The sequence below is a fragment of the Leeuwenhoekiella aestuarii genome (genome assembly GCF_004104055.1).
Classification (GTDB): domain Bacteria; phylum Bacteroidota; class Bacteroidia; order Flavobacteriales; family Flavobacteriaceae; genus Leeuwenhoekiella; species Leeuwenhoekiella aestuarii.
The window spans coordinates 112776-138007 of record NZ_QOVJ01000008.1 but is presented as its reverse complement, the minus strand read 5'-3'; the positions used below and the strand labels follow the sequence as shown (position 1 = coordinate 138007).

Sequence of the window (25232 nt, the reverse complement as noted above, 5' to 3'; positions counted from 1 at the left end):
TTTTACTTATCTAAATCACTTAAGATATGGCGACTACCCAAAAAAAAACTACAGCTAAAAAGAAACCAGAATTAACTCAACAACGTGTAATGACACTGTATATGGAGTATGTTTTGGAACACGGTGAGCGACCTGCTTCAGTATTTAAATTTTGTAAAGATCATGGGATTGAAGAAGGTGTCTTTTATAACTTTTTTGGTTCTTTTCAGGGAATTCGTGAAGCTATATGGGTTGCATTTTTTGACAATACAATTGCTGTGATTCATAAAAATAAAGAATATGCAACCTACCCTAACCGGGAAAAAATGCTTTCATTCTTTTATACTTTATTTGAAGTTTTAACAGCAAACAGAAGTTATGTACTTTTCGCTTTGCAAGAGCAAAAAGATAGTTTGAAGACTTTGGGACAGTTGAGAGATCTACGATTAAAAGTGAGAAGTTTTGCGGGAGACCTAATTGAGCAAGCCAACGACGAAAAGTCGTCTAGACTTACAAAAAATCCGGTTTCTGTATTTAGTGAAGGGGCTTGGTTACAAACCTTATTTCTTTTAAAATACTGGATGGACGACAACTCCGCACGTTTTGAAAATACAGATGTTGCAATTGAGAAATCTGTTAATGCCATTTTTGACGTATTTAATACAACACCTTTAGAAAGTGTTCTTGATTTTGGAAAGTTTTTATTCAAAGAGAATTTCTCAAGATCTAAATAAACGCTTATGAAAACGATAGACTATATCCCGACTAATAAGTTACAGCGTGCTTCTAAACTGGTTAAAACAGGAGTGAAAGTGGGAGGTAACTACGCAAAATATTATGGAAAAAAAGCGTTTAATAGTGAACTTACCCGTGAGGAGTTAGATGATGATAATGCAGAAGATATATACGACGGCCTCAAAAGCTTAAAAGGAAGTGCGCTAAAGGTGGCGCAAATGCTAAGTATGGAGAAGAATATTCTTCCGAAAGCATATGTTGAGAAATTTTCGCTTTCGCAATTTTCGGTGCCACCGCTTTCTGCAGCATTAGTTAGAAAAACATTTAAAAAGTATTTAGATAAATATCCGGAAGAGCTATACGATACGTTTACAACCCAAAGTATAAACGCCGCGAGCATCGGTCAGGTGCACCAGGCGACGAAAGATGGGAAAAAACTTGCTGTGAAAATTCAATACCCCGGGGTTGCAGACAGTATCAGTAGCGATTTGGCTCTAGTGAAGCCAATCGCCAGCCGGATGTTTAATCTAAAAGGAAAGGATAAAGAGAAGTATTTTAAGGAGGTAGAAGATAAACTACTTGAAGAAACAGATTATATTCTTGAAGTAAACCAGAGTCAGGAAATCACTGAAAAATGTAGCGTGATTCCTAATCTTAAATTTCCAAAGTATTACCCTGAATGGTCTAGCGAGCGTATCATTACAATGGATTGGATGGTAGGGGAGCACTTGAGTGAGTTTACTGCTAGAAATACAGATCAGAATTCTGCAGATAAAATAGGGCAGGCACTTTGGGATTTTTATATGTATCAAATGCATCATTTGAAGCAGGTGCATGCAGATCCTCATCCCGGTAATTTTTTAGTGGATAAAGACCAAAATCTTATTGCTATAGATTTTGGTTGTATAAAGAAAGTTCCACACGAATTTTATACTCCCTATTTTGAATTGGCAGAGCCGGAAAACATCAATAATCCAGACATTTTTATGACAAAAATGTTTGAGTTAGAAATCTTGAGAAAAGATGATTCCCCAGAAGAAATCAAATTCTTTTCAGAATTATTTCACGAGATGCTGAGTCTGTTTACAAAACCTTTCCATCTAGAAGATTTTGACTTTAGTGATGAACGCTTTTTTGCTCAAATCGCAGATTTAAGCGACAAATACTCAAAAGATACTCAGCTTCGTAAAATGAACGGAAACAGAGGAAGTAAACATTTTTTATACATCAACCGAACATTCTTTGGTTTATATAATCTGATGCACGATTTAGGAGCAAAAATAAAGGTAAATAACTATGAAAATTATTTAAACAAATAGTTAGTAAGACTATTGGTTAGGTTGTTTGGAGAGGCGTACTTTTTGGTTGGAGTGCGCCTCTCTATTTTTAGCTGTTTACTTAATTAAGTATAAACTCTTCCAATGTCTTTGCTACAGCGTGCTCTTTGTTTGTAAACGCACTCACATAATCTGCAACATCTTTAACTTCTTGAGTAGCATTAGCCACCGCTACCCCAAAGCCAACGGTTTTTATCATCGTCGTGTCGTTAAAATTGTCACCAAAGGCAATAACCTGATCGAGCGTTAGCTTATATTTGTTTTCGATCAATTCATTTAATGCAGTGCTCTTATCAATATTTTTAGGTGTGATCTCAACATAAACATCCTTAGATCTGTAAAAATGCGCTTCGTCACCATGCTTATTTTGTAAAACATCTATAAGGCTGTCTAAAGCTCGTGGAGAGCCCATACACATGATCTTATGTGGTTGCTCATCAATTTCTTTCAAAATCGCTATGTGCTCGTTAATCGGAGTTAAAACAGGTTCTACTCGAGTACTTCGTATTTCACGTAATGTCCAGTAATCTACATGTGCCGTGCGCCAAGTATCAGTACAATAGGTACTGATGTTATAATCATATTTTATTTGATGCTCAATAACAGTGGCAAGAAAGTCTAATGAAACAGTATTGCTTCTTAATTTTGTGCCGTCAGTGTCTAAAACCAGTCCGCCATTGTAGCTGATTATTGGACTATCTATTCTGTTTAATTTTTCTTGTAAATAATACATAGCAGAAGGCATTCTTGATGAGGCCAGAATCACCGGAAAATCTGCCGGTAACTTATTAATTGCATCAGCTGTTTCTGGAGCGATATCGCGTTTTGCGTTGAGAAGTGTACCGTCTATGTCACAACATAGCAGTTTAATTTGATCTTTCATTTTACAAAGATAAATGAAGCAAATTTCCCAAAGAAAATTCTGAGGGTCCTTGTTTGTTTGATATTAGAGAATTTAATATTGAGAACGCTTATTTTCTTTTTACTACAAGTGCTACCAAAGCACTAAAGACCAAGCCAAAAGTAAGACTACTTACCACAGCCTGTATAATGTAGCTCTGTAGATTGAAAAAACCTTCGGCTTCTTCAGGAGAAGTTTTTCCGGTTTCAATGGCATAAGCAATGACATTTTCAAAATAATAAGGCGTAATAAATGTGCTTATGATGTATTGGGCGGGAGCTGCCAGTACTGCTATAAATACAGTAAAAATAAGCCCTGATATGAAGGCTTGTTGAAAACTAATGATTCCGCCGTAAAAATTATTGCGTTTGTCGCTCAAAGCACAATAGTAGAGCACTGCCGCCGGAATGTAGAAAAAAAGGGTGTAAATGTGATGCCTATCTATATGTGCATCGTGCCAACCCATAAGCCGTTCAAAGATCATCCACACCAATAAAAAGATGGTGTAGATAGCAGCCCATTTTAATTCAAGTTGGTAATTATTCATAGATACCCTTCAATATAAAAGATGAAGGTACTGCAAATCCTGTAAAAAGTAAAGCACTTGTAACTAATAAAAGCCTAGTAATAAGCTTTAGCCTTTTTAATGGTTTTAACCTGCTTTTTGATATCGTAGCCTAAATTGCGCAGGCTGTTTTCCCAGTCTAACCTTGCATAACGATCGGTACTGCGATTATTTTTAAGGTATTTAATGCGTTGCAAAATACTCTGAATAAAAAAGCAATCTGTTTTGGTTAGTTCGTCTGTAGATTTCATTAGAATCATCAGCAATCTGTTAGATTGATCCAGTGATGGAGCATCTTTATAATTGGCCACAGTAATAGGCGCAATATCGGTGCGTAACCAAGCGCGTAATTCTACTGCAGTCATATTTGTAGACTGTAATAACTCGTTGTATAGACGTTCTTTAGAAAACAATATAATATAATTTTAAGTGACAAAGCTAGCGGTATTCACATAGCTCAAAAAGGCTGCAATATTAAGTTTATGTAAAGAATATACAATACCGTTTTTGATTAATTTTTAGGCTTGTCATCTGATCCTAAAATTTGATATTGAATGGGTTTGAAAGTACCTCCATTACTGTCTTCTGCACTACAGGCTGTCATTCCGATTATAAGATCCATTTGAGCTTCAAGAAGGACATAATCACCAGCTGTACTGGTAGGAGGTAAAACCGAAAGTTTACCATCTGGTTCAAATTGAACATTCATAAAAATATTGAATGCTGTGGGAATGTCGTCTGGTGTAATTCCGAAATTTTCCAAGTTGGTATGTAGATTCTCAAAACAACTGGGATGATACCCCTTGTGATCATACATTATCTCAAAGGTTTCCGGGCTACAAGGTGCGAGTAAAATATCATTGCGACCATTTGTATCTTTAATGATTTTCATCATTTTTCTGCTGCGGTTGCTCCACAGAAAATTATTTTCACAAATCAGTATAGATTCTTCAAAATCCATCGTTTTTCCTGCGGAAATTTTTTCTCGAACATCAGCTTCATTAAAAAGAACAAGATCACTTACCTGGCCACCTTGTGGATCTATTACTTTAAGCAGTTGTCCTTTTTTAAGTCTAAAGGCACTTCCTGTTTGTTTTGCAATGGTAATTAAGTCACTCATGATTTATCTAATTTCTACATTTTTATTTAGAAAGGGGCATTTCCAAGAATTATCAACAGCTCTTCCGCTATATTGTTTGGCTTCACTTTGTTTACCAAAATCTTTAAGCATGGGGTTAATACTGCCATTCGTTTCGGCATCGCGTTTTCGAATACGGTCTCTTACATTATCATAAACATTCATCGTTCTTAATTTTTCGAACTGCCAATGTAGATTGAATACCAAAGTCGCAAATGGAGCTTTACGTGCATTTCTGGAGCTATTAGGATGCATCCCTACAATATAAAATGAAACTCCGTTAAGACTAAAGCTAAACTTCGTGTCATTAGGATCACTACTCACTGAAGTATCCCAGTCTTTAGTGTCCAGCTCATGCAATGATTGTAGTTGTTTCCAGAGTGCTTTTTCAAAACTACGCTCATCTTCTCTTGGGTGATTAGGAAATACAGCAATTAGTGTTTCAAAATCATTGTTTTCAAACTGATAAGATTCTATGTAATTTTTGACAGCAACTAATAATCTTGAAGTTACCGAATCTGAGTCAAGGCGTTCTTGAAACACTTCAAAATTGACTGATTTCTGTTTGAATGTGGTTTGGGCCATAATGCACGGATGATCATTTTTTAAAATGAAATCTTCAAACATCTTATAATAAGGGGTAGACCTGGATTTGGATTTAAGCTGTATGGATGTTTCTGGTATTTCGGTAGTTGTCATAGATAGATAATAGATACTAGTATTTGAAGAATTGAAAAGCAAAATTCAACTCAATAATTATTATCTAAAACTATATTTTATTATCGTAGTCAAATTATCTATTAACAAAGATTGGCAACAGGTTTAATAAATATTTATAGTTTTTTAGGTAGAATCTTGTCGGGGTAGGTTTAAAAGAAAAAGGCCTGCGATAACGCAAGCCTTTTAATATGATTATTATGAGTTATTATCTTACTCATCTACAAGCACCCAATCTCCTTTATCAAGAAGGGGAATAGCTTGTTTAAACTTCATTGTTTTATTTTCGCCATTCATTACGTGTTTTATCGTCACTTTGTCGTTACGGCCTATTTTAGGTCGCTCCCGCGTAATGGTTTCGGTAATTTGCTGACGTTGTGCTTGTGTATTACCGCTGGCAGCTCTGCTTTGTGCAGCACGCTCGTCAAGATTAGGGATTTCTTCTTTTGATGTTTGTGTCTGTTCTTTTTGCTGAATCTGGCGCGCTTCGCGTATCTGATTTTGCTGTTGAACCGGAAGCTCTCCCTTAAACAAGAATGAGATCACATCTTTATTCACTTGATCCATCATTTGTTTGAAGAGTTCAAAAGCTTCAAACTTATAGATCAATAATGGATCTTTTTGTTCGTGAACCGCTAACTGTACACTCTGCTTCAATTCATCCATCTTGCGTAAATGCGTTTTCCACGCATCATCTATAATGGCAAGAGTAATGTTTTTCTCAAAGTCTGTGATAAGTTGTTTCCCTTGAGATTCATAAGCCTCTTTTAGGTTTGTAACCACTTTGAGTTCTTTGTTTCCGTCAGAGAAAGGAACCACGATGCGTTCGTAGTTGCTGTCTGGATTTTCGTAAACATTACTAATGATAGGAAATGCAATTGCTGCATTACGCTCCATTTTTTCTCTATAATGTTTTAGCGCAGCATCATACACTTTTACGGCAAGTTGTTTTGCTGAAGAACTACCAAATTCTGCTTCATCAACCGGACTGCTCATTGAGAAGAAACGGATCAATTCAAATTCAAAATTCTTAAAGTCCTGAGCCATTTTATTGGTCTCAGCAATCACTTCTGAAGTGTCGTAGATCATATTAGCAATATCTACACGCAGACGCTCTCCAAATAACGCGTGGTAACGACGCTTGTAAATAACTTCACGTTGTGCGTTCATCACATCATCATACTCAAGCAAACGCTTACGAACCCCAAAGTTATTTTCTTCTACTTTCTTCTGAGCTCGTTCAATAGATTTTGAGATCATTCCATGCTGAATCACTTCGCCTTCCTGAAGCCCCATTCGGTCCATCATTTTAGCGATACGTTCAGAACCAAACAAGCGCATCAGGTTGTCTTCAAGAGACACATAAAACTGTGAACTGCCCGGATCTCCCTGACGACCAGAACGCCCTCTTAACTGGCGGTCAACACGACGTGAATCGTGACGTTCTGTACCTATAATGGCCAGACCTCCTGCTTCTTTTACTTCTTTACTTAGTTTAATATCGGTTCCACGACCCGCCATGTTTGTAGCAATTGTCACCTGACCAGAGTTACCCGCATCAGCAACAATATCAGCCTCTTTTTTATGGAGTTTCGCATTCAATACATTATGAGGAATCTTTCTTAATGAAAGCATACGTCCTAATAATTCTGAAATCTCTACGGATGTTGTACCGATAAGTACCGGTCTGTTCTGTTCAACAAGATGCTGAACTTCGTCAATAACAGCGTTGTATTTTTCACGCTTGGTTTTGTAAACCTTGTCATCTTTATCATCACGGGCGATAGGACGATTTGTAGGGATTTCAACAACATCAAGTTTATAGATTTCCCATAATTCACCGGCTTCAGTTACCGCAGTACCCGTCATACCACTCAATTTGCGGTACATTCTAAAGTAATTCTGAAGGGTTACTGTTGCAAAAGTTTGGGTCGCATCTTCAATCTTTACATTTTCTTTTGCTTCGATCGCCTGGTGTAAGCCATCGCTATAACGACGCCCATCCATAATACGACCGGTTTGCTCGTCAACGATTTTCACTTTATTATCCATCACCACATACTCGGTGTCTTTCTCAAACAGGGTGTATGCCTTAAGCAATTGATTCATCGTGTGAATGCGCTCACTCTTAACGCTGAATTCTCTAAAAAGTTCTTCTTTTTTCTCAGCTTCTTCTTCTGGAGATAAGTTGGCATTCTCGATCTTGCTGATCTCAACACCCATTTCTGGCATGATAAAGAAGTTAGGATCGTCTTTACCAGAAAGGTGGTCAATACCCTTATCAGTCAGTTCTATCTGATTGTTCTTTTCATCTATAGTGAAATACAGATCTTCATCAATCACGTGCATTTCGCGATTGTTGTCTTGCATATAGTGGTTTTCGGTCTTCTGTAAAAGTTGACGAATCCCATCTTCACTTAAATATTTTATAAGTGCTTTGTTTTTAGGAAGACCTCTGTAAACCCGTAATAATTTTATAGCTCCTTCTTTAGAATCTCCAGCAGCAATAAGTTTTTTAGCTTCAGCTAATACACTTGTTAATTGCTGACGTTGAAGGCTTACGATGCTGTCAATTTTAGGTTTTAAAGCGTCAAACTCGTGTTGATCTCCTTTTGGTACAGGACCTGAAATAATCAAGGGTGTACGCGCATCATCTACTAATACCGAGTCGACCTCATCTACAATGGCATAGTTGGGAGCGCGCTGCACCAAATCATTGGGTGCGTGCGCCATATTATCACGCAGGTAGTCAAAACCAAATTCATTATTAGTTCCATAGGTTATATCTGCTGCATAGGCCTTACGACGTGCTGCAGAATTGGGTTTGTGATAATCAATACAGTCTACGGTTAAACCGTGAAAGTTAAACAAAGGAGCCATCCATGCGCTATCTCGTTTTGCAAGATAATCGTTAACAGTAACGAGGTGAACTCCGTTTCCGGTTAAGGCATTGAGATAAACCGGAAGGGTGGCAACCAATGTTTTACCCTCACCTGTTTGCATCTCTGCAATTTTACCTTGATGCATTGCAACACCACCTATAAGCTGCACATCATAGTGAATCATATCCCAGGTTATTGGTTTTCCTGCAGCATCCCAGCTGTTAGACCAAATGGCATCATCACCTTCAAGTTGAACGTAAGCTTGTTCTGCGCTAAGCTCCCGGTCAAACGCACTTGCTGTAACTTTGATTTGAGGATTGTGGAAAAATCGTTTTGCGGTTTCTTTTACAACAGCAAATGCCTCAGGCAGTATTTCGTTGAGAACCCCTTCACTTATTGAGTAAGATTCATCTTTAAGCTTGTCGATTTCAGCATAAATTTCTTCTTTGCGGTCTATATCGTCAGTCTCGTCTGCTTCTTTCTCAAGGGCGAGTAGCTTAGCATTTGTATCTGCAAGAGCATCAGCTATTTTGGCTTTAAACGCTGTGGTCTTTTGCCTGAGTTCATCGTGAGACAATTTTTCAAGAGCAGCTTCAAAACTTTTTATCTGATCTACAATAGGTTGAATTGCGGCGACATCCTGTTTAGATTTGTCTCCTACAAATACCTTTAATACTTTGTCTAATAATCCCATAATTGGTATTTAAATTTATTCCCGCCAAAGGGTCTCTCGATCCCCGTGGCTCTTTTAACGGGAAATTAATTTCCTGTTTTTTCCGCTCTGCGGAAGTAATAACCAGTATTAACCGGTTGTTTATTTTTAAAAGCTTATTTGATCACTATATTTTTCAAGCGTTTCAAATTTAAGCAAAAAAAAAGCCTCATAGCGAGACTTTTTATGTGTTTACATGATGTAAAATCTAGTATTCATCCTCGTTCCAGAGGTAGTCGTCATCAGACGGATAGTCTGGCCATATTTCATCGATAGAATCGTAAGAATCACCTTCGTCTTCCATAGATTGTAAATTCTCTACGACCTCTAATGGTGCTCCCGTTCTAATCGCATAATCAATCAATTCATCTTTAGTTGCAGGCCAAGGTGCGTCGCTCAAATGAGAAGCCAGTTCTAATGTCCAGTACATAGGTTAACGTATTTATTTTTTTGCAAAAATAAATTTATTACCATAAAATCCAAGAAAATTGAAGATTATTTCAAAATTATTTTTAAGAACGTACGTAACCTCTTGTGATTACGAGCATTGAAGTTTGATTTTTTCAGGAGAAAACCTAAAAATCATTTCTTTTCGGGTATCCATTTAATCTCTTCTGCTTGTAGCTGTTTTGACAACATTCGTGCCAGCACAAATAGATAGTCAGAAAGACGGTTCAAATATTTTAAAGCGTTTTCTTCAAACGGAACTTCCTGATAAAGAGCTGTTGCAAGGCGTTCTGTTCTGCGACAGACTGAACGGCTTATGTGACAGAATGACACGGTTTGATGTCCTCCAGGAAGTATAAAATGGGTCATGGGCGGTAACTGCTCGTCCATAGTATCCATTTCATTTTCTAAAAAGGAAATATCGTCAAGACTTACTTTATCAATATTCAGGCGTTCTTTACCGTTTTTTAAAGTTGCTTTCTCAGGGTCTGTTGCTAAAATTGCACCGATTACAAAAAGTTTTTCCTGAATTTTGATCAGTACTTCTTTACTGTGTGCATCAATATTCTGATCTCGCAGCAGTCCCAGGTATGAATTGAGCTCATCTAATGTGCCGTAGCTCTCTATACGAATATTGTGCTTGGCAACACGAGTGCCGCCAAAAAGGGCAGTAGTACCATTATCACCGGTTTTAGTATAAATTTTCACAGGGATCGTTTTATTCCGCATAGCGGAAATTAATAGTAGAATCGCTATTTGGCCTTTTCTTGCTCTTCGCGTTCTAAAGCTTTTTTTCGCTCGATATAATCTGCTTTAAAACTGCGTTTTCTATGCTTACGTAATTTGCTTTGATTACGCTTGTTATTTGCCATTACTGCCAGAAAAAGCACTGCCAGTACGATAACAATTATAATGGATTGTAAATTTTCAGGTATAAAATCTAGCATAATACAAAGGTATAGTATTTATAGCGCAAGGCTATTCCATAGCATGCTTGGCATAGCTGCGCCACTTTTCAATACAAGCAACCATATCTTCTGGGAGTTCGCTGTCAAAACGCATCCACTCGCCAGTTTTAGGATGTTCAAATCCCAGAGTCTTAGCATGTAAGGCTTGTCTGGGTAATATTTTAAAGCAGTTATCTACAAACTGTTTGTACTTCGTAAAGGTTGTTCCTTTTAAAATAGCATCACCACCATAGCGCTCGTCATTAAAGAGGGTATGGCCAATGTACTTCATATGCACTCTAATCTGATGCGTTCGACCTGTTTCAAGCCTGCATGAGATGTTGGTCACATAACCTAAACGCTCTAATACTGCATAATGCGTTACGGCTTCTTTACCCTGATCACCATCTTCATAAACTGTGTTTTGCATGCGGTTTTTAGGATGACGACCTATATGACCTTCTATAGTGCCGCTCTCTGCTTCTACATTACCCCAAACAATAGCGATGTATTCCCGTTCGCTGGTTTTGTCAAAGAATTGTTTAGCAAGATGGGTCATTGCAGCTTCGGTTTTAGCTACTACAAGAAGACCGCTGGTGTCTTTGTCTATACGGTGAACGAGACCGGGTCTGCCGCTGCTGTTTTCCGGTAGGTTTTCAAAATGATAGATCAGCGCATTGATCAGGGTGCCGCTGTAATTGCCATGACCGGGATGAACGACCATTCCGGCAGGCTTGTTAACTACGAGAAGGGTGTCATCTTCATAAACAATATCCAGAGGGATATCTTCCGGCGTCAATAAAAACTCATACGGCGGGTGTTCAAATAGCACGCGCACCACATCATCAGCTTTTACTTTGTAATTCTGTTTAACAACAACTCCGTTAACTTGAATATTTCCGTTTTTTGCTGCTTGTTGAATTTTATTACGTGTTGCTTTTTCGATAAAATTCATCAAGAATTTATCTACACGTAGAGGTTCCTGACCTTTACCTGCGGTAAAGCTGTAATGCTCATACAATTCATCATCCTGCTCGTCTGGTCCTTCGGTATTAATATCCTGCATCTTCTAAATCATCTGCCTCGTTAATAGAATCTTCTGCTGCGTCTCCTGAAGTGCGATAACTGCCTTTGCCGTTGCCTACTACCATGTCAATAACAGAAGTTTTACGCAGGGCGTCACCTGCTTGTATTGTTTGTCCGTCGTGTCTCAATTCTAAAACTTCGTCTGGCGAAATATGATCGCGGTAATCTATTTTGCCTATTTTAAAACCAAGAGCCAAAAGCGTTGGTTCTACTTGGCGTTGTGTTCTTCCTACCAATTGTGGGATTTCAATTTCACGAAATCCACTTGGGTTGAGCACTAGATATATTTTTCTTCCTTCTTTTACAAATTTACCGGCAGCGGGATTTTGCTCTATTACAGAAAAAGTAGGATAGTCTGGGTTATAGTTAGAAGAGTCTATAACGACATAGTTTAAATCTGCGTTGTCAAGCTCTTGTTGTACCAGTCCCAGAGACATTTTGCTGAGGTCTGGCACGGCAATGCGTTCGTCGTGATTGGTAGAAGCGCGCAGCCCATACAGCAGCACGAAGGTTAGTATAACAAGAGCTAGTACTGCGAGCACAAGCTGCATTAAAAAGGTCTTGCTAAATAAAAATTTAAAGAATCCCATAGGTACGCGATTTTGCGGCTACAAACTTAGTTTAAAATTGGCTGACGCTCAATTGCAATCATTTTTTTTGCCTATTTATTCTAAAAATAACGTTCTTTGAAGCCTTGTTTACTCGATAATCGAGGATTGAATGAGTTGAAAATTATCTTGTTTTAAAATTTACTCGATAATCGAAGTTTAAATGTTTCGAGGCTTGCCTCGTAGTTAAAAAAAATCATTTAAATACCTCGTAGGTTTGCCTGCAAGGTGATTTACTGAAAGATTTGAGCAATTTTGCCAGACTTTCTAAATACTTAACGTTAAGCTTTCTGTTTTACTATGTCAAAAAAAAATATTGCAGTCGTAATGGGTGGATATTCCAGTGAGGTGAATATCTCTATATTGAGCGGAAATACGGTTTGCAAACATCTTGATGCTTCAAAATATGCGGTTTATCCCATTCATATTTTAAAAGAGGGTTGGTTTTGTAAGCACGCCGACCATAAACCCATTCCTGTTGATAAACACGATTTTTCGATAAATGTTGAAGGAACTAAAATCACCTTTGACTGTGTGTTTAATTCCATTCACGGTACGCCTGGAGAGGATGGTATTCTACAGGCTTATTTCAACTTACTTAGTATTCCGCAAACTGCTTGTAATTATTATGAAGCAGCACTTACTTTTAATAAGCGAGACTGCATCAGTGTTTTGAAGGCCTATGGTATAAAAACAGCTACAAACTATCTGTTGAATACAGGTGATGCAATCAATACTTCAGAAATTGTTGAGAAGGTGGGGCTGCCTTGTTTTGTGAAAGCCAATAAAGCGGGTAGTAGTTTTGGGGTTTCTAAGGTTTATGAAGAAGAAGAACTTGAAGGGGCTATTGTAGTTTCTTTTAAAGAAGATGATGAAATTATTATTGAATCCTTCTTAGAGGGTACCGAAGTTTCTGTAGGTGTGATCAATTATCGAGGTAAGGTAATGGCATTGCCAGTAACTGAAATTGTTAGCGAGAATGATTTCTTTGATTATCAAGCCAAATACGAAGGGAAGAGTCAGGAGATCACACCTGCCCGAATCTCACCAGAACAAACAGAAGCGGTGCAACGCGAGGCAGAAAAGGTTTTTAAACTATTGAAGCTAAAAGGACTTACGCGTGCAGAGTTTATTTTTCATAGGGGCGAACCGCATTTCTTAGAGGTAAATACCACTCCGGGGTTGAGTCCGGCGAGTATTATCCCGCAGCAGGCAAAGGTAGCCGGTATCAATTTATCCGATTTGTTTGACAATGTTATTCAGCAAGCGATCTCCAAGTAAGAAATGCAAAATATGAAGTCAGAGTTTTACTAGGTGAAACCTAAAAGCCAGCTATAATTTGTATTTTTATATTTCATTTTCAACCTTGAAAAACTAACTATGAAACGTGCTGTATTTCCCGGATCTTTTGATCCACTTACTTTAGGTCATTATGATATTATAGAGCGCGGACTCAAACTTTTTGATGAGATCATTCTGGCTATAGGTGTGAATGCAGATAAAAAATATATGTTCAGTCTGGAGCAGCGCGAGCATTTTTTGAAAGAATCATTTAAAGATGAGCCCAAGATAAAAGTAATGACTTATAAAGGGCTGACGGTTGATTTTTGTAATGCTACAGATTCCGGGTTTATCTTGAGAGGTTTACGCAATCCAGGTGATTTTGAGTTTGAGAAAGCAATCGCACATACGAATAGAAAGCTGTCTCAAATAGAGACAGTTTTCTTATTGACTTCTTCGGGTAAAAGTTATATATCTTCTTCTATAGTGCGAGATGTAATACGTAATGGAGGTGATTATACCGGCCTGGTGCCAGACGCTGTGCGGGTATAAATTGATGCAACGCAGGCGTAAAACTCGGGTCTTTTAAGCACAGATCTAGTTTATGCCAAGAATTTTCAGTTGCCTTTTCATTATTTTCTTCGGAATTAAAATTCATTCTCAGACTACTGCGGGTAAAGTATATGCTGAGGATAAGACTAAAGAAGGCGTACTTATCATTAATACTACTCAAGATAAAATGGTCTCTACAGATAAGTGGGGGAATTTTGAAATCGCTGCAGCAGTAGGAGACTCTCTCATTTTTAGCGCTTCGTTTTTTGGGACTCAAAAATTTAAAGTGCAGCCGTATCAGCTTGAAGAGAAGTGGGTCGTAGAGCTTAAAGAAGTTTTGAATCAATTAGAAGAAGTGCGACTTACAAGCACCACTTCAAAAATTAAAGAATTCAGTGTAGTGGAATACGATAAGAATTTCAACACCTGGCTGCAGAAGGATATACAGGAAAATTACGGAAAGTATAGTCCGCCATCTTCGGGTTCAGGGATTGATTTTATCGCTATTGGTAGAATGCTTTTTAAAAATAATAAGAAGCCTAAAAAAGAGAAGTCCAATCCCAACCATTTTAGAATCCTTGAGCTAGAAGAACTAGTAGCTTTTTTTAAAACCGATGCTTTTTTTGATAAAAATCTATTGAGAAATCAATTAGAAATTAGCGCCAAAGAAGAAGGTATGTTTTTTGACTATTGTGAGAGTCGGCAAGTAGATGCGCGTTTGCTGCAAAAGAAAAATCAAATACGATTTTTAGATTATCTGTTAAAACGAAGTAAAGAGTTTCATAAGTTGTCGCAAGAAACTTTAAATTAAAAGTACTTTGTACAACCTAAACACACTTATGAGTATTAAGATCTTTTTTACAATTTGTTTTTTAGCTGTTTCCACTTCAGTATTTGCTCAGAATACAACGGGTAAGGTCTATGCAGGCGACAAACGCGTCCCGGGTGTTTTAGTGGAGAACAGGACTCAGAATAAGAGTACGGTTACTACAGATGCCGGGGATTTTAGTATTGCCGCACGGCTCAATGATTCTTTAGTGTTTAGCGCGCCTTTTATGGAAACACAATTTTTTACGGTTGAAAAATATCAACTGGAGAAAGTCTGGGTAGTGGAGCTCAGTGAAAGTTTAAATGAACTTGCTGAAGTACGTCTTACCGAAGCACCAAAAGAGAAAAAATTTGATCAGACTGAATATAATGAGCAAGTAAATGAGTTGGTGCGTAATGATGTCAAACAAAGCCCGCAGGAGTACAGACCTAAATATACCAGTAACGGGATCGATTTTATTATGCTGGCGAAGCGATTTATAGGGTTGTTTAAAAAAGACCCTTCTAAGCAGCAAAAAGAATATGCTCCCATAACCTACGAGCAGTATCAAATACTGTTTGCCACAGATGATTATTTTGATCAAAAATTCTTAAATCGTCAATTGCAAATAGAACCCTATTATCAGAGTTTGTTTTTTGAATATTGTGATGCGATGCAATTACCGGGAGATTTGTTGTTACCCGAGCGTCAATTGGATCTTCTGGATGCCTTGATGAAGTTAAGTGGCGATTTTAGAGCCGAACTCAAAAAGTTTGAAGAGCAAGAAACTTCACTTCCCGAAGACAATTAGTAACTTCTATTATTCTGAATCAATTCAAATTAAAATTCAATCCCACGTAAAAATTAATAGGTTCTCCCGGGTAATAATAACGAGGAGCAGCCCCGCCAAAACCGGTGGCATTAGGTAACACCTGCGCTGCATAAGCGGTGTCAAACACATTGTTGACCCCAGCATAAGCAGCAGCTTGTAGCTTATTCAAAAAATTAAAAGTGTAATCGGTTCTTAGATTGAGGAGATTGTACGAATCACTATAGATCGTGTTGGCATCATCCAGTGGAATGTTCCCATTATGTCTGTAATTGATATTGAATGAGTATCTGTTTTTATACTTCAGATCCAGCCCAAGGTTGATTACTTTGTCGGCAACTCCGGTCAAGGCGTTCCCGTTATAATTGATGTCGTTATCGGTAAATTCATCAAAAGAATAATCGTTTAAAGCTAGAGATCCATACGGCTGAATCATCCAGTTTGTAGTAAGATGGGTTCTGTAATTCACCAATACTTCTATTCCGTTGTGATCAGTAGCTCCGGCATTCCGTCCTACATATTGGTCATTGCCCACACGTTCAGCAACCAACAAATCATTTACTTGCACGGTATAAAAAGCCAACTCGGTATACAGGCTTTTATCAAGCCATTGCGCTTTTAAACCCAGTTCATAATTCACTCCGGTTTCGGGTTTGATCTCAGGGTTTATGGCGCCTTCGGGAGTTAAAGTCTCTGCAACAGTAGGAAGCGAAAAACCTCTGCTAACCGTAGCATACAAAAACTTATCAGTCGCTACTTCATAAGACAAGCCAGCTTGCGGCAAAAAGATTCTTGGGTAGGTGTATACTCCACTATTATCTGTGTCAGATTTATTTAGATAATCATCTAAAATATATCTACTGTGATTATAGTTGAGCCCCAGATCTGCTTTAAGGCGTTGAGTAAGCTGCAGACTTATTTGTGCAAAAAGGTTGAGGTATTTTCGGTCTTGCTCCTGATTGCTAAAGCGAGCACCTTGCAAACTTCCTTTACCGGAATTGTCTTCGTATAAATTTTCAAAGAGCTGGGCTTTGTAGTTTTCATCAAAATACTCTACACCTATGCTGCTTTTCGCAGGAATATTAAAAATCGTAAACTGGGATTTGAGATTGCTTCTAATCCCAAAAGCAAAGGATTCTTCATCTAAAATATCAAAGGGGCGTGGCTCATAGCCATCGCGGTAGTTTCCAAAAACACTGGTTTGCCACAAATTATTTTCACAAATATTCCAAGAATAAGAAATACCGGCTAAGGCTTTATCATAGGATTCGTATCCCTGAGCTTGTCCCCAGGTGAATGCAGCATTTTGAGGACTATTGATTAAAGTTTCCTTATTGACAGAGCTGGGTATGAAAGCTTTTAAACGCGTGTAGTTCCCAAAAAAGCTAAGCGAACTGACGGCGTTTAAAGCTGTTTTCGCATAAGCTGTATACGAATTTCTATTGTAGTTGCTGTTTTCCCGATACCCGTCTTTCTCTAAATGATTATAACTGATAAAACCCTTTGTTTTGGCAGAAACTAAAGCCGCTGTTGCTCCACTTTTTAGCAAGCCGTATGAACCCGTGAGTCCGTTGATGCTGACAGTGGTTTTTTGGGATTTGATGACTGAAATATTGATCGCCCCTCCTAAACCAGCACCATAGCTGCTGGAAGCTGGACCTTTAATAATTTCGAGACGCTCGATCAGGTTGAGGTCCAGATCTTCTAAAGTAGTCTCGCCTTCACCAGTGGTAAGCGGTATGCCTTCGATATAGGCTTTGACACGATTTGTAGAATACTGGCTGCGCGCGCCCAATCCGCGTATGCTTATGCGGCTGGTGTTTAAGGCACCCTGTTGCATTTGAATTCCGGGATTTTTATTGATCTCGTTAGCTATTGAAAGTGGTGTGCCGCGCTGTAGGTCTTCAGCATTTATAAGGTTTACAGCCGCCGGAATGCGCTGCAATTTAGCTTGAATAGGGGTAGAAGTCAGGATGACTTCTCCTAATGTGTTGCGTACTAAAACAGAATCTGCTGTTACCGGTTCTTGAGCAAAAGCAAAACAAGAAAGTAACAGCAGAAAACTTAAAATATAGTTGCCCATATATTATTTTACAGATACACGCCAGATCACTCCGCCGTCATCATCGTTAACTAAAAGAGAGCCATCTGGAGCAGCTGTAGTTGCAACAGGGCGACCGTAAACTTCATTTCCATTTTCATCAGGAACAAAGCCGGTTAGAAAATCAACAGGTTCTTTTGGAATTCCATTTTCAAAAGGAATAAAAACCACTTTGTAGCCTGAGAACGGTTCGCGATTCCAAGAACCGTGTTGCCCAACAAATGCTCCGTTTTGATACATCTGGGGAAATTGATCTGCAGTATAAAAGGTAAAACCTAATGAGGCTGTATGTGGTCCTAAAGGCACATCTGGAATAATTGCTTTGTCTACTAAATCCTGATGCGGATCTTCATCCCATCTTGGGTCATTGATTTGACCATAATAGCTATAAGGCCATCCATACCAGCCGCCTTTTTTTACACTTGTGGCATAATCAGGAACCAGATTATTGCCCAACTCGTCACGCTCGTTAACAGCAGTCCAAAGATCACCAGTAACCGGATTCCAGTCCATACCTACAGGGTTTCTCAAACCGGAAGCATAAACGATTTCTCCGCTTCCGTCCGGATTAACCTCTAGAATATTCGCGCGGCGTTCTTCTTTCTCCATTCCTTGTTCTCCTACATTACTTGCAGAACCTACAGAGATGTAAATCTTATCGCCAGCTTCGTTCGTGATGATATTTCGCGTCCAGTGGTTGTTGTAACCACTAGCAGAAAGTTCTACTATTTTTTCTCCTTCACCTTCTAATTTGGTTTGTCCTTCGGTATAGGGAAAGCGATAAAGTCCATCTGTATTAGCGATGTAGAAAAAATCACCAAGAACCAGCATTCCGAAGTTTTGATTCAATTTATCTTTAAAGACAAAGCGTTCATCTATTTTTCCATCCTCGTCTGTATCGCGTAATAATGTGATTCGGTTGGCGCTGTCTTTAGTATTAGATTCTGCTACAAAAATGTCGTTATTAGGAGCTACATACGTCCAGCGTGGATGCTTTAAAGAATCTGCAAAACGCTCTACTTTAAACCCCTCAGCAGCAATAGGGGTTTTCCCAGCAGGCCAATCAACGACCTTGCTTTGTTTGGTCACGGACTCTGAGGTAAAGGGAGCAGGAAGTTCCAAAGGACCAACAGTAGTTTGTACAGTAACCGGTCCATTGTCTGCAAGTTCTTCTTTTTCATCTTCAGAGACTTTGGTATCGTTTTTACAACTACCCAGAGCTAATAAGCCGGCTAGTAAATATAAGCGTGCTTTCATAAGTATTCATTTTATACGAAAATAAGACATTGATACAGGCTGGCAACTCCACCAATCTGCATTAGTATAAGTTTAACGAGATTTTGAACTGAAACAGACCTGATCTGACAGCGAAATCCTTGTAGTGAAATTAGCTGATTTAAACCTTTACTTCTGAGTGCTAATGAGCGGGTTTATCGCTTTGGCTTCTGATTAAAAAAGCTATTTTTGCAGCCAAATTGAGAAGGATGTTAACAAGCTAAATTCCAATACGTTCAGTTTTTAATGGCACTGCCAAAGGGTTTACTACCCCTGAGGCTTGCCGCGAAATTGAAAATTTGTTTCTAACAAATGCCTCGTGGGCCTGCCCCGAGGTAGTTTACTCTTGTTTTTTAATCCACTTAACGCGTAAAGACATAAAAATCGAAGCACCAGGCATTAAACTACCTTTATGAAAAAAGTATTCAACTTATTTGATCTCACTCAAAAGGTTAATTATAAAACAGAAGTATTAGCAGGTTTGACTGTTGCGATGACGATGATACCCGAGTCGTTATCTTTTGCTATCCTGGCTGGCTTTCCGCCATTGATGGGCTTATATGCTTCTTTTATAGCAGGATTGATCACAGCAATTTTTGGTGGAAGACCGGGAATGATCTCCGGGGGAGCAGGTGCTACTGTTATTACCCTGATAGCCTTGATGAATTCTAACGGACTGGAATACGTGTTAGCGGCTGTTGCTTTAGCGGGAGTTATCCAGATTTTTATAGGACTTTTTAAACTGGGAAAATTTATCAGACTGGTCCCACATCCGGTGATGTTTGGGTTTGTAAACGGTCTGGCAATTGTGATTTTCATGTCTCAGATCAAGCAGTTTAAAACCATTGTAAATGGTGAAGTTTCCTGGCTGACCGGAACGCCTTTAATGATTATGGCCGGACTGGTAGCTTTGACGATTGCAATTGTGATCTTTTTACCGAAATTAACCAAAGCAGTTCCTTCTTCTTTAGTAGCAATTATTGTGGTTTTTCTTTTGGTTTATTTCTTAGGGATTGACACCAAAACTGTAAAAGATATCGCTTCTGTAAGCGGTGGTTTTCCTCCATTTCACATTCCTGAAATTCCTATTTCTTTTGAAACTTTAACGATTATCGCACCCTATTCTATGGTGATGGCAGCTGTAGGGCTTACCGAAGGTTTGTTAACCTTAAACTTAGTTGATGAGATCACAGAAACTAAAGGAAATGGTAACCGGGAGTGTATTGCACAAGGAAGTTCTAATATGTTGAACGGCTTTTTCTTTGGAATGGGAGGGTGCCCTATGATCGCTCAAACTTTGGTAAACCTTTCAGCAGGATCTCGCGCGAGACTTTCGGGTATTATTGCAGCACTTACCATCCTGATTATTGTTTTGTTTGGAGCTCCGGTAATCGAAAAAGTACCTATGGCGGCACTGGTAGGAGTTATGATTATGGTGGCAATAGGAACCTTTGAATGGGTGAGTTTAAAAATTATAAATAAAGTGCCTAAAAAGGATGTCTTCCTTGTAATTATTGTGGCGGTGATCACTGTTATTTTGCACAACCTGGCTCTAGCTGTGTTAGTAGGAGTAATCCTTTCTGCACTCTTTTTTGCCTGGGAAAGCGCTAAACGCATTAGAGCTCGCAAGTATGTAGATGATGATGGAATTAAACATTATGAGATATTTGGTCCGTTGTTTTTTGCTTCAACGACTAACTTTATAGAAAAGTTTGATGTTTTGAATGATCCTGAAGAAGTGATCATAGATTTTAAGGAAAGCCGTGTTTCTGACATGTCTGCTATTGAAGCCTTAAATGTAATTACACAGCGCTATCATAAAATAGGTAAAAAAGTACATTTGCGCTATTTGAGTAAAGATTGTATCCGTTTGTTGAAAAATGCAGAAGCCATAATCGATGTGAATATTATGGAAGACCCAACCTACAAGATTGTCGAAAACCGAATAGAATACTAGACGAAGAATCACACAAAAAAGCCGATTTAGAAACTCTAAATCGGCTTTTTTATGTGAATTTTAATAAATCGTCTTATTGTTTATTCTGTTGGTCTTTGATTGTTTTTTCATCAATGTCAACCTTATTTGTTTTCTCGTTTCTGTTACCTGTAGGATTTGTTGGGTTCTTTTGTTCTACAGTTCTTTCAAATTTCTTATCCATAATATTTTCTCTTTTTTGTTATTCTAAAGATACAAAGAAGAGTTGTTAATTATTAATAAGGTCTTGCTAAGACAAGGTTAAGACTTGTTGTTAATCAGGGTCTTATTGATTTGATAAAGCTTGAAATTCCTTCAATTCCTTTTTCAGTAAGCATTTTTATAAATGCTGAACCAATAATGGCGCCTTTTGCGGTTTTAGTAGCCGCTTTAAATGTCTCTTCATCTTTTATTCCAAAACCTACGATCTGTGGGTTTTTAAGATTCAAAGCATCAATTCGTTCAAAATACTCCCTTTGCACGTTGCTGAAGCCTGAAGTTTTACCGGTAGTACTCGCACTACTCACCATATAAATGAAGCCGTCACTAGCAGTATCTATCTGTTTAATACGCTTGTCTGAAGTCTGTGGTGTGATCAAAAAGACCATTTTAAGATCATACTTTTCAAATGTAGCTTTGTAATGTTCTTCATATTCAGCAAGCGGCAGATCTGGCATGATGAGTCCGTCAATACCGATTTCAGAACATGCTTTGCAAAATTTCTCAACACCGTACTGAAGCATGGGGTTGAAATACCCCATAACGATTAAAGGAATGTCAACCGTTTTTCTAATGTCTTTGATCTGGTCAAAAAGCTTTGTGGTGGTCATTCCGTTTTTTAGCGCAGTAGTAGAACTTTCCTGAATGGTAGGTCCATCTGCTAACGGATCACTAAACGGAAGCCCAATCTCAATCATATCAACTCCGGATTTAACCAACTCTTCCAATACCGGTACTGTATCTTCCAATTTGGGATATCCTGCCGTAAAATAGATAGAAAGCAACTTCTTGTCTTCCTGTAATTTTTTATTTATTCTGTTCATTTATATCTTTTTTTAGTCATTACCACACAGGTGGAAATCTTTAAAAATCTTTTAATTAGAGCCACTTATATTTTATGCTACCATCCAACTCAGGTCCTTCCAATCTGGATTCATTTCGTTAATCAGGTTCTCTTTCCAAGCTGGATTCCATTTTTTGAGCTGTTTTTCCCTTTTAATGGCATTTTCGACATAAGGAGTAGATTCAAAATAGATGAGTTTCTCGACATTGTATTTTCCTGTAAACCCTTCATTACTTTTTTGTGTGTGCTGCTTAAGTCTTTTTCTTAGATCGCTAGTTACCCCAATATACAGAACTGTATGATTTCTGTTAGTTAGTATATATGTGTAAAATAATTCTTCCATTGGGTATTGGAGTTTGTATCATGAGATTTCCGCCTTCGCGGAAATGAAAAATTAAACTCGACCTTTACGGAAATGAAAAAATCAAACTCGCCTAAGCGAGTTTAAAATATTCTATATATGTATTCAAATCTTTATCACCTCGACCACTTAAATTAACCACAACTACATCATCTTTCCTGAACTTTCGGTCTTCAAAAATGGCAAGTGCATGAGACGATTCAATTGCCGGGATGATGCCTTCTAGCTTACATAAGTCTAAACCGGCTTGCATTGCATCCGCATCCGTTACGCTGATGAATTCGCCGCGGCCACTTCTAAACAAATGCGCGTGCATGGGCCCAACTCCCGGGTAATCCAATCCTGCTGAAATGGAATACGGCTCAGTGATCTGACCATCATCGGTTTGCATCAAAAGGGTCTTGCTTCCGTGGATGATGCCCTCTTTACCTAAAGCTGAAGTCGCAGCACTTTCTCCAGAATGTATTCCCTTTCCGGCAGCTTCAACAGCAATTATGCCTACTTCAGGTTTGTCTAAGTAATGATAAAAGATCCCTGCAGCATTACTCCCGCCACCAACACAAGCCACAACATAATCTGGATTTTCACGTCCTTCTTTTTCCAGCAACTGCTTTTTTACCTCTTCAGAAATCACACTCTGAAAACGTGCAACCATATCTGGATACGGATGTGGACCCACTACACTACCTATGATATAATGCGTATCTGTAGGATTGTTGATCCAGTCACGAATGGCTTCATTAGTTGCATCTTTAAGTGTTTTACTACCAGATTCTGCCGAAACTACTGTTGCTCCCAGCATTTTCATACGGGCCACATTAGGAGCCTGGCGTTTGATGTCGATAGCGCCCATATACACGATACACTCTAAGCCCATTAATGCGCAAACCGTGGCCGTTGCAACTCCATGTTGACCGGCACCGGTCTCAGCGATGATTCGATTCTTACCCAGGCGCTTTGCCATTAAAATTTGTCCAATGGTATTGTTTACTTTATGCGCACCAGTGTGACACAGGTCTTCCCGTTTTAGGTAGACTTTAGTGCCGTATTTTTCAGAAAAACGCTTCGCATAATAAAGTGGAGTAGGGCGACCTACATATTCTTTCAAGAGCTCTTTAAACTCCTTTTGAAAATCAGGTTCTTGCATCACTTTTATGTAATTCTGGCGCAATTCTTCTACATTTGGATACAGCATTTCGGGTATGTAAGCGCCTCCAAAATCACCGTAATATCCTTTTTCGTTTACGTTGTAGTTCATTTTTTATTCTATATTTTCATTTCCGCCCTTCGACTATCGCTTAGGATAAACTCGTAGCTGAAATCTTTTATTGCTATTTCTATTTTTTATTCTGCTCTTTTAATAGGTTCAAAAGAACCCACCAATTTATTTAGATTTTCGATATTCTTCAATCCAGGTCGGTCTTCAAATTTGCTATTTACATCAATAGCATACAGTGGTAAATCCGTTTTTTGTAATTCTTGCACAGCAGCTAATTCTTCCAAACCAATTCCGCCACTTAGGATGAACGGTTTCTGAGCCTTGTAATCATTTAAAACGCTCCAGTCAAAGGTATAGCCGTTACCACCTTTTTCTTTGCCTTTTGTGTCAAATAAAAATTTGTCAACCACATCCTCATAGTCCTCTAAGATTGAAAAATCAAAGGTGTCTTTGATGCTGAAGACTTTCCAGATATCAATTCTAGATCCATACTTTTTATCAATTAATTTTTTGTCTAATTTGTGATTCAGTTCCTCACAATATTCAGGAGACTCGTTCCCGTGGAGCTGAATAACATCAAAATTGAATTGATCGATTTTTTCTAAAACAAAATTCAGGTCAGCATTTACAAACACACCCACTTTTTTAATTCCGAGCGTGAGTGAAGGAATCTCAGAAAGGTCGTAATTACGCGGACTCTTTTCATAAAAAATAAACCCCAAATAATCCGGTTGAAGCTGTGCAACTTCAGCAGTATTGTATTTCATTCCGCAAATTTTAAGCTGCAGCGCGGCAGGCTTTAAAGTAGCTGAAGGTTGATCTTTAGTTGTGTCCTGATCTTTCATTTTATAATTCTTATCTGAGGGAGTATAACCACCCCTGTTTCAGCGAAGCTGAAACGTTTCCCTCCTTTCATAAGGAGGGGAGCATTTACTTGAGTTGTTTAATGAACTCGGTTGCACTTGCGCCCGGGTTGTCTGTTTTCATAAAGTTTTCGCCTATCAAAAACCCTTTGTACCCATAAGGTTGCAATTCTTTAATAGCATCGATCGAGCTGATGCCGCTTTCGGAAACTTTCACAAAATCATCGGGAATTTTAGTTGACAAGGTTTTACTGGTCTCTAAACTCACCTCAAAAGTTTTAAGGTTGCGGTTGTTGACGCCCAACATATCTAATGAAGGCATAATTGACTTTTCTAACTCCTCCAGGTTGTGGACTTCTAAAAGAACATCTAGTCCTAAAGACTTCGCAAATTCAGAAAAGTTTTTAATCTCTTCACGCGTAAGAACCGCAGCGATCAGTAAGATCACATCAGCACCATAGGCTTTCGCTTCTAAGATCTGATACTCATCAATAATAAATTCTTTGCGCAAAAGCGGAAACTTGCTTACTGCGCGGGCTAAAAGCAAATCATCTAGGGAGCCACCAAAATATTTTCCGTCTGTAAGCACGCTCATTCCACAAACACCTGCATTTTCATACCCGGTTGCTACATCCTGAACATTGAGGGTATGATTGATAACCTGCTTGCTTGGAGAGCGGCGTTTGTGTTCTGCGATAATCCCAGAATTACTCGTACTTAAAGCGGTAGCCAATGATGGAGATTTCCGGTCAAAAAGAACCGATTGCTCCAGTTGACTAGCCGGAATAAGCTGTTTGCGTAAGGCAACCTCCTTAAATTTATCTGCAACTATTTTATCTAAAATGTTCATT

At 38.5% G+C, this 25232-nt stretch carries 26 protein-coding genes; 7 read left to right on the top strand and 19 right to left on the bottom strand.

Annotated elements, in window-relative coordinates:
- Window positions 1-26 precede the first annotated feature (26 nt).
- Both DSM03_RS16155 and DSM03_RS16150 read left to right on the top strand, forming a co-directional pair.
- Window positions 27-713 (top strand): TetR/AcrR family transcriptional regulator, encoded by a 687-nt coding sequence (locus DSM03_RS16155; RefSeq protein WP_128761840.1) that lies wholly within the window; start codon window positions 27-29, stop codon window positions 711-713.
- 6 nt (window positions 714-719) lie between these two features.
- Window positions 720-2033, top strand: coding sequence for an ABC1 kinase family protein (locus tag DSM03_RS16150; RefSeq protein WP_128761841.1), 1314 nt, complete (start codon window positions 720-722; stop codon window positions 2031-2033).
- Window positions 2034-2112: 79 nt separating this feature from the next.
- Here the strand turns inward: DSM03_RS16150 and DSM03_RS16145 are convergent, their stop codons facing one another.
- The 11 genes from DSM03_RS16145 to DSM03_RS16095 form a co-directional block, all read right to left on the bottom strand.
- On the bottom strand, window positions 2113-2934 hold the full coding sequence (locus DSM03_RS16145; RefSeq protein WP_128761842.1) for a Cof-type HAD-IIB family hydrolase: 822 nt from the start codon (window positions 2932-2934) through the stop codon (window positions 2113-2115).
- A gap of 88 nt (window positions 2935-3022) precedes the next feature.
- On the bottom strand, window positions 3023-3499 hold the full coding sequence (locus tag DSM03_RS16140; RefSeq protein WP_128761843.1) for a DUF4199 domain-containing protein: 477 nt from the start codon (window positions 3497-3499) through the stop codon (window positions 3023-3025).
- Between the two features lie 74 nt (window positions 3500-3573).
- Window positions 3574-3930: a DUF3140 domain-containing protein gene (locus DSM03_RS16135; protein ID WP_128761844.1), complete on the bottom strand. Its 357-nt coding sequence runs from the start codon at window positions 3928-3930 to the stop codon at window positions 3574-3576.
- A gap of 98 nt (window positions 3931-4028) precedes the next feature.
- The gene (locus DSM03_RS16130; RefSeq protein WP_128761845.1) at window positions 4029-4637 is read right to left on the bottom strand and encodes a DUF1989 domain-containing protein; all 609 of its coding nucleotides are present in this window, start codon (window positions 4635-4637) and stop codon (window positions 4029-4031) included.
- Between the two features lie 3 nt (window positions 4638-4640).
- Window positions 4641-5354, bottom strand: coding sequence for a guanitoxin biosynthesis heme-dependent pre-guanitoxin N-hydroxylase GntA (gntA, locus tag DSM03_RS16125; protein ID WP_128761846.1), 714 nt, complete (start codon window positions 5352-5354; stop codon window positions 4641-4643).
- A 231-nt stretch (window positions 5355-5585) separates the two neighbouring features.
- Window positions 5586-8948: a preprotein translocase subunit SecA gene (gene secA / locus DSM03_RS16120; protein WP_128761847.1), complete on the bottom strand. Its 3363-nt coding sequence runs from the start codon at window positions 8946-8948 to the stop codon at window positions 5586-5588.
- 226 nt (window positions 8949-9174) lie between these two features.
- Entirely contained in the window at window positions 9175-9396 is a 222-nt protein-coding gene (locus DSM03_RS16115; RefSeq protein ID WP_028374482.1) for a DUF2795 domain-containing protein, read from the bottom strand.
- Window positions 9397-9548: 152 nt separating this feature from the next.
- Complete coding sequence (locus DSM03_RS16110) at window positions 9549-10121, bottom strand: cob(I)yrinic acid a,c-diamide adenosyltransferase (RefSeq protein WP_128761848.1); 573 nt, start codon at window positions 10119-10121, stop codon at window positions 9549-9551.
- 44 nt (window positions 10122-10165) lie between these two features.
- Window positions 10166-10360 (bottom strand): hypothetical protein, encoded by a 195-nt coding sequence (locus tag DSM03_RS16105; RefSeq protein WP_128761849.1) that lies wholly within the window; start codon window positions 10358-10360, stop codon window positions 10166-10168.
- Window positions 10361-10391: 31 nt separating this feature from the next.
- Window positions 10392-11426 carry an RluA family pseudouridine synthase gene (locus DSM03_RS16100; RefSeq protein WP_128761850.1) on the bottom strand — a complete coding sequence of 345 codons (1035 nt, stop codon included), beginning with the start codon at window positions 11424-11426 and terminating at the stop codon, window positions 10392-10394.
- On the bottom strand, window positions 11413-12036 hold the full coding sequence (locus tag DSM03_RS16095; RefSeq protein ID WP_128761851.1) for a PASTA domain-containing protein: 624 nt from the start codon (window positions 12034-12036) through the stop codon (window positions 11413-11415). Before DSM03_RS16095 ends, DSM03_RS16100 begins: the two co-directional genes overlap by 14 nt.
- 318 nt (window positions 12037-12354) lie before the next feature.
- On the opposite strand from DSM03_RS16095, the gene DSM03_RS16090 reads away from it, so the two are divergent.
- The 4 genes from DSM03_RS16090 to DSM03_RS16075 all read left to right on the top strand — a co-directional run bounded on the left by DSM03_RS16090 (window position 12355) and on the right by DSM03_RS16075 (window position 15506).
- The gene (locus DSM03_RS16090; RefSeq protein ID WP_128761852.1) at window positions 12355-13335 is read left to right on the top strand and encodes a D-alanine--D-alanine ligase; all 981 of its coding nucleotides are present in this window, start codon (window positions 12355-12357) and stop codon (window positions 13333-13335) included.
- A 99-nt stretch (window positions 13336-13434) separates the two neighbouring features.
- Entirely contained in the window at window positions 13435-13887 is a 453-nt protein-coding gene (gene coaD / locus DSM03_RS16085; protein ID WP_073100355.1) for a pantetheine-phosphate adenylyltransferase, read from the top strand.
- 52 nt (window positions 13888-13939) lie between these two features.
- Window positions 13940-14698: a hypothetical protein gene (locus DSM03_RS16080; protein WP_128763388.1), complete on the top strand. Its 759-nt coding sequence runs from the start codon at window positions 13940-13942 to the stop codon at window positions 14696-14698.
- A 28-nt stretch (window positions 14699-14726) separates the two neighbouring features.
- Complete coding sequence (locus DSM03_RS16075) at window positions 14727-15506, top strand: hypothetical protein (RefSeq protein WP_128761854.1); 780 nt, start codon at window positions 14727-14729, stop codon at window positions 15504-15506.
- A 19-nt stretch (window positions 15507-15525) separates the two neighbouring features.
- Here DSM03_RS16075 and DSM03_RS16070 read toward each other — a convergent pair whose 3' ends face one another.
- Both DSM03_RS16070 and DSM03_RS16065 read right to left on the bottom strand, forming a co-directional pair.
- A complete protein-coding gene (locus DSM03_RS16070; RefSeq protein ID WP_128763387.1) occupies window positions 15526-17607 on the bottom strand; it encodes a TonB-dependent receptor family protein in 2082 nt (693 codons plus the stop codon).
- A gap of 3 nt (window positions 17608-17610) precedes the next feature.
- Window positions 17611-18882, bottom strand: coding sequence for a PQQ-dependent sugar dehydrogenase (locus DSM03_RS16065; RefSeq protein ID WP_128763386.1), 1272 nt, complete (start codon window positions 18880-18882; stop codon window positions 17611-17613).
- Window positions 18883-19312: 430 nt separating this feature from the next.
- Here DSM03_RS16065 and DSM03_RS16060 point away from each other — a divergent pair, with 430 nt between their 5' ends.
- The gene (locus DSM03_RS16060; RefSeq protein ID WP_128763385.1) at window positions 19313-20857 is read left to right on the top strand and encodes a SulP family inorganic anion transporter; all 1545 of its coding nucleotides are present in this window, start codon (window positions 19313-19315) and stop codon (window positions 20855-20857) included.
- Between the two features lie 73 nt (window positions 20858-20930).
- Here DSM03_RS16060 and DSM03_RS19230 read toward each other — a convergent pair whose 3' ends face one another.
- From DSM03_RS19230 to trpC, 6 genes are all read right to left on the bottom strand, one after another.
- Window positions 20931-21059 carry a hypothetical protein gene (locus tag DSM03_RS19230; protein ID WP_262707738.1) on the bottom strand — a complete coding sequence of 43 codons (129 nt, stop codon included), beginning with the start codon at window positions 21057-21059 and terminating at the stop codon, window positions 20931-20933.
- A gap of 94 nt (window positions 21060-21153) precedes the next feature.
- Complete coding sequence (gene trpA / locus DSM03_RS16055) at window positions 21154-21918, bottom strand: tryptophan synthase subunit alpha (protein ID WP_128763384.1); 765 nt, start codon at window positions 21916-21918, stop codon at window positions 21154-21156.
- A gap of 72 nt (window positions 21919-21990) precedes the next feature.
- Window positions 21991-22281, bottom strand: a complete 291-nt coding sequence (locus tag DSM03_RS16050; protein ID WP_128763383.1) for a GIY-YIG nuclease family protein — start codon at window positions 22279-22281, stop codon at window positions 21991-21993.
- 91 nt (window positions 22282-22372) lie between these two features.
- Window positions 22373-23557 (bottom strand): tryptophan synthase subunit beta, encoded by a 1185-nt coding sequence (trpB, locus tag DSM03_RS16045; RefSeq protein ID WP_128761860.1) that lies wholly within the window; start codon window positions 23555-23557, stop codon window positions 22373-22375.
- 86 nt (window positions 23558-23643) lie between these two features.
- On the bottom strand, window positions 23644-24363 hold the full coding sequence (locus tag DSM03_RS16040) for a phosphoribosylanthranilate isomerase (RefSeq protein ID WP_476703244.1): 720 nt from the start codon (window positions 24361-24363) through the stop codon (window positions 23644-23646).
- 85 nt (window positions 24364-24448) lie between these two features.
- Complete coding sequence (gene trpC, locus DSM03_RS16035) at window positions 24449-25231, bottom strand: indole-3-glycerol phosphate synthase TrpC (protein WP_128763382.1); 783 nt, start codon at window positions 25229-25231, stop codon at window positions 24449-24451.
- Window position 25232 lies beyond the last annotated feature (1 nt).

Excerpts from the sequence above, each read along its gene's own strand:
- DSM03_RS16095 (WP_128761851.1), bottom strand. The coding sequence starts at position 12,036 with ATGGGATTCTTTAAATTTTTATTTAGCAAGACCTTTTTAATGCAGCTT.
- trpB (WP_128761860.1), bottom strand. The coding sequence starts at position 23,557 with ATGAACTACAACGTAAACGAAAAAGGATATTACGGTGATTTTGGAGGC.
- coaD (WP_073100355.1), top strand. The coding sequence starts at position 13,435 with ATGAAACGTGCTGTATTTCCCGGATCTTTTGATCCACTTACTTTAGGT.
- trpA (WP_128763384.1), bottom strand. The coding sequence starts at position 21,918 with ATGAACAGAATAAATAAAAAATTACAGGAAGACAAGAAGTTGCTTTCT.
- DSM03_RS19230 (WP_262707738.1), bottom strand. The coding sequence starts at position 21,059 with ATGGATAAGAAATTTGAAAGAACTGTAGAACAAAAGAACCCAACAAAT.
- DSM03_RS16040 (WP_476703244.1), bottom strand. The coding sequence starts at position 24,363 with ATGAAAGATCAGGACACAACTAAAGATCAACCTTCAGCTACTTTAAAG.
- secA (WP_128761847.1), bottom strand. The coding sequence starts at position 8,948 with ATGGGATTATTAGACAAAGTATTAAAGGTATTTGTAGGAGACAAATCT.
- DSM03_RS16130 (WP_128761845.1), bottom strand. The coding sequence starts at position 4,637 with ATGAGTGACTTAATTACCATTGCAAAACAAACAGGAAGTGCCTTTAGA.
- gntA (WP_128761846.1), bottom strand. The coding sequence starts at position 5,354 with ATGACAACTACCGAAATACCAGAAACATCCATACAGCTTAAATCCAAA.
- DSM03_RS16105 (WP_128761849.1), bottom strand. The coding sequence starts at position 10,360 with ATGCTAGATTTTATACCTGAAAATTTACAATCCATTATAATTGTTATC.
- DSM03_RS16050 (WP_128763383.1), bottom strand. The coding sequence starts at position 22,281 with ATGGAAGAATTATTTTACACATATATACTAACTAACAGAAATCATACA.
- DSM03_RS16145 (WP_128761842.1), bottom strand. The coding sequence starts at position 2,934 with ATGAAAGATCAAATTAAACTGCTATGTTGTGACATAGACGGTACACTT.
- DSM03_RS16065 (WP_128763386.1), bottom strand. The coding sequence starts at position 18,882 with ATGAAAGCACGCTTATATTTACTAGCCGGCTTATTAGCTCTGGGTAGT.
- DSM03_RS16155 (WP_128761840.1), top strand. The coding sequence starts at position 27 with ATGGCGACTACCCAAAAAAAAACTACAGCTAAAAAGAAACCAGAATTA.
- DSM03_RS16070 (WP_128763387.1), bottom strand. The coding sequence starts at position 17,607 with ATGGGCAACTATATTTTAAGTTTTCTGCTGTTACTTTCTTGTTTTGCT.
- DSM03_RS16060 (WP_128763385.1), top strand. The coding sequence starts at position 19,313 with ATGAAAAAAGTATTCAACTTATTTGATCTCACTCAAAAGGTTAATTAT.
- DSM03_RS16100 (WP_128761850.1), bottom strand. The coding sequence starts at position 11,426 with ATGCAGGATATTAATACCGAAGGACCAGACGAGCAGGATGATGAATTG.
- DSM03_RS16090 (WP_128761852.1), top strand. The coding sequence starts at position 12,355 with ATGTCAAAAAAAAATATTGCAGTCGTAATGGGTGGATATTCCAGTGAG.
- DSM03_RS16115 (WP_028374482.1), bottom strand. The coding sequence starts at position 9,396 with ATGTACTGGACATTAGAACTGGCTTCTCATTTGAGCGACGCACCTTGG.
- DSM03_RS16075 (WP_128761854.1), top strand. The coding sequence starts at position 14,727 with ATGAGTATTAAGATCTTTTTTACAATTTGTTTTTTAGCTGTTTCCACT.
- DSM03_RS16080 (WP_128763388.1), top strand. The coding sequence starts at position 13,940 with ATGCCAAGAATTTTCAGTTGCCTTTTCATTATTTTCTTCGGAATTAAA.
- DSM03_RS16140 (WP_128761843.1), bottom strand. The coding sequence starts at position 3,499 with ATGAATAATTACCAACTTGAATTAAAATGGGCTGCTATCTACACCATC.
- trpC (WP_128763382.1), bottom strand. The coding sequence starts at position 25,231 with ATGAACATTTTAGATAAAATAGTTGCAGATAAATTTAAGGAGGTTGCC.
- DSM03_RS16150 (WP_128761841.1), top strand. The coding sequence starts at position 720 with ATGAAAACGATAGACTATATCCCGACTAATAAGTTACAGCGTGCTTCT.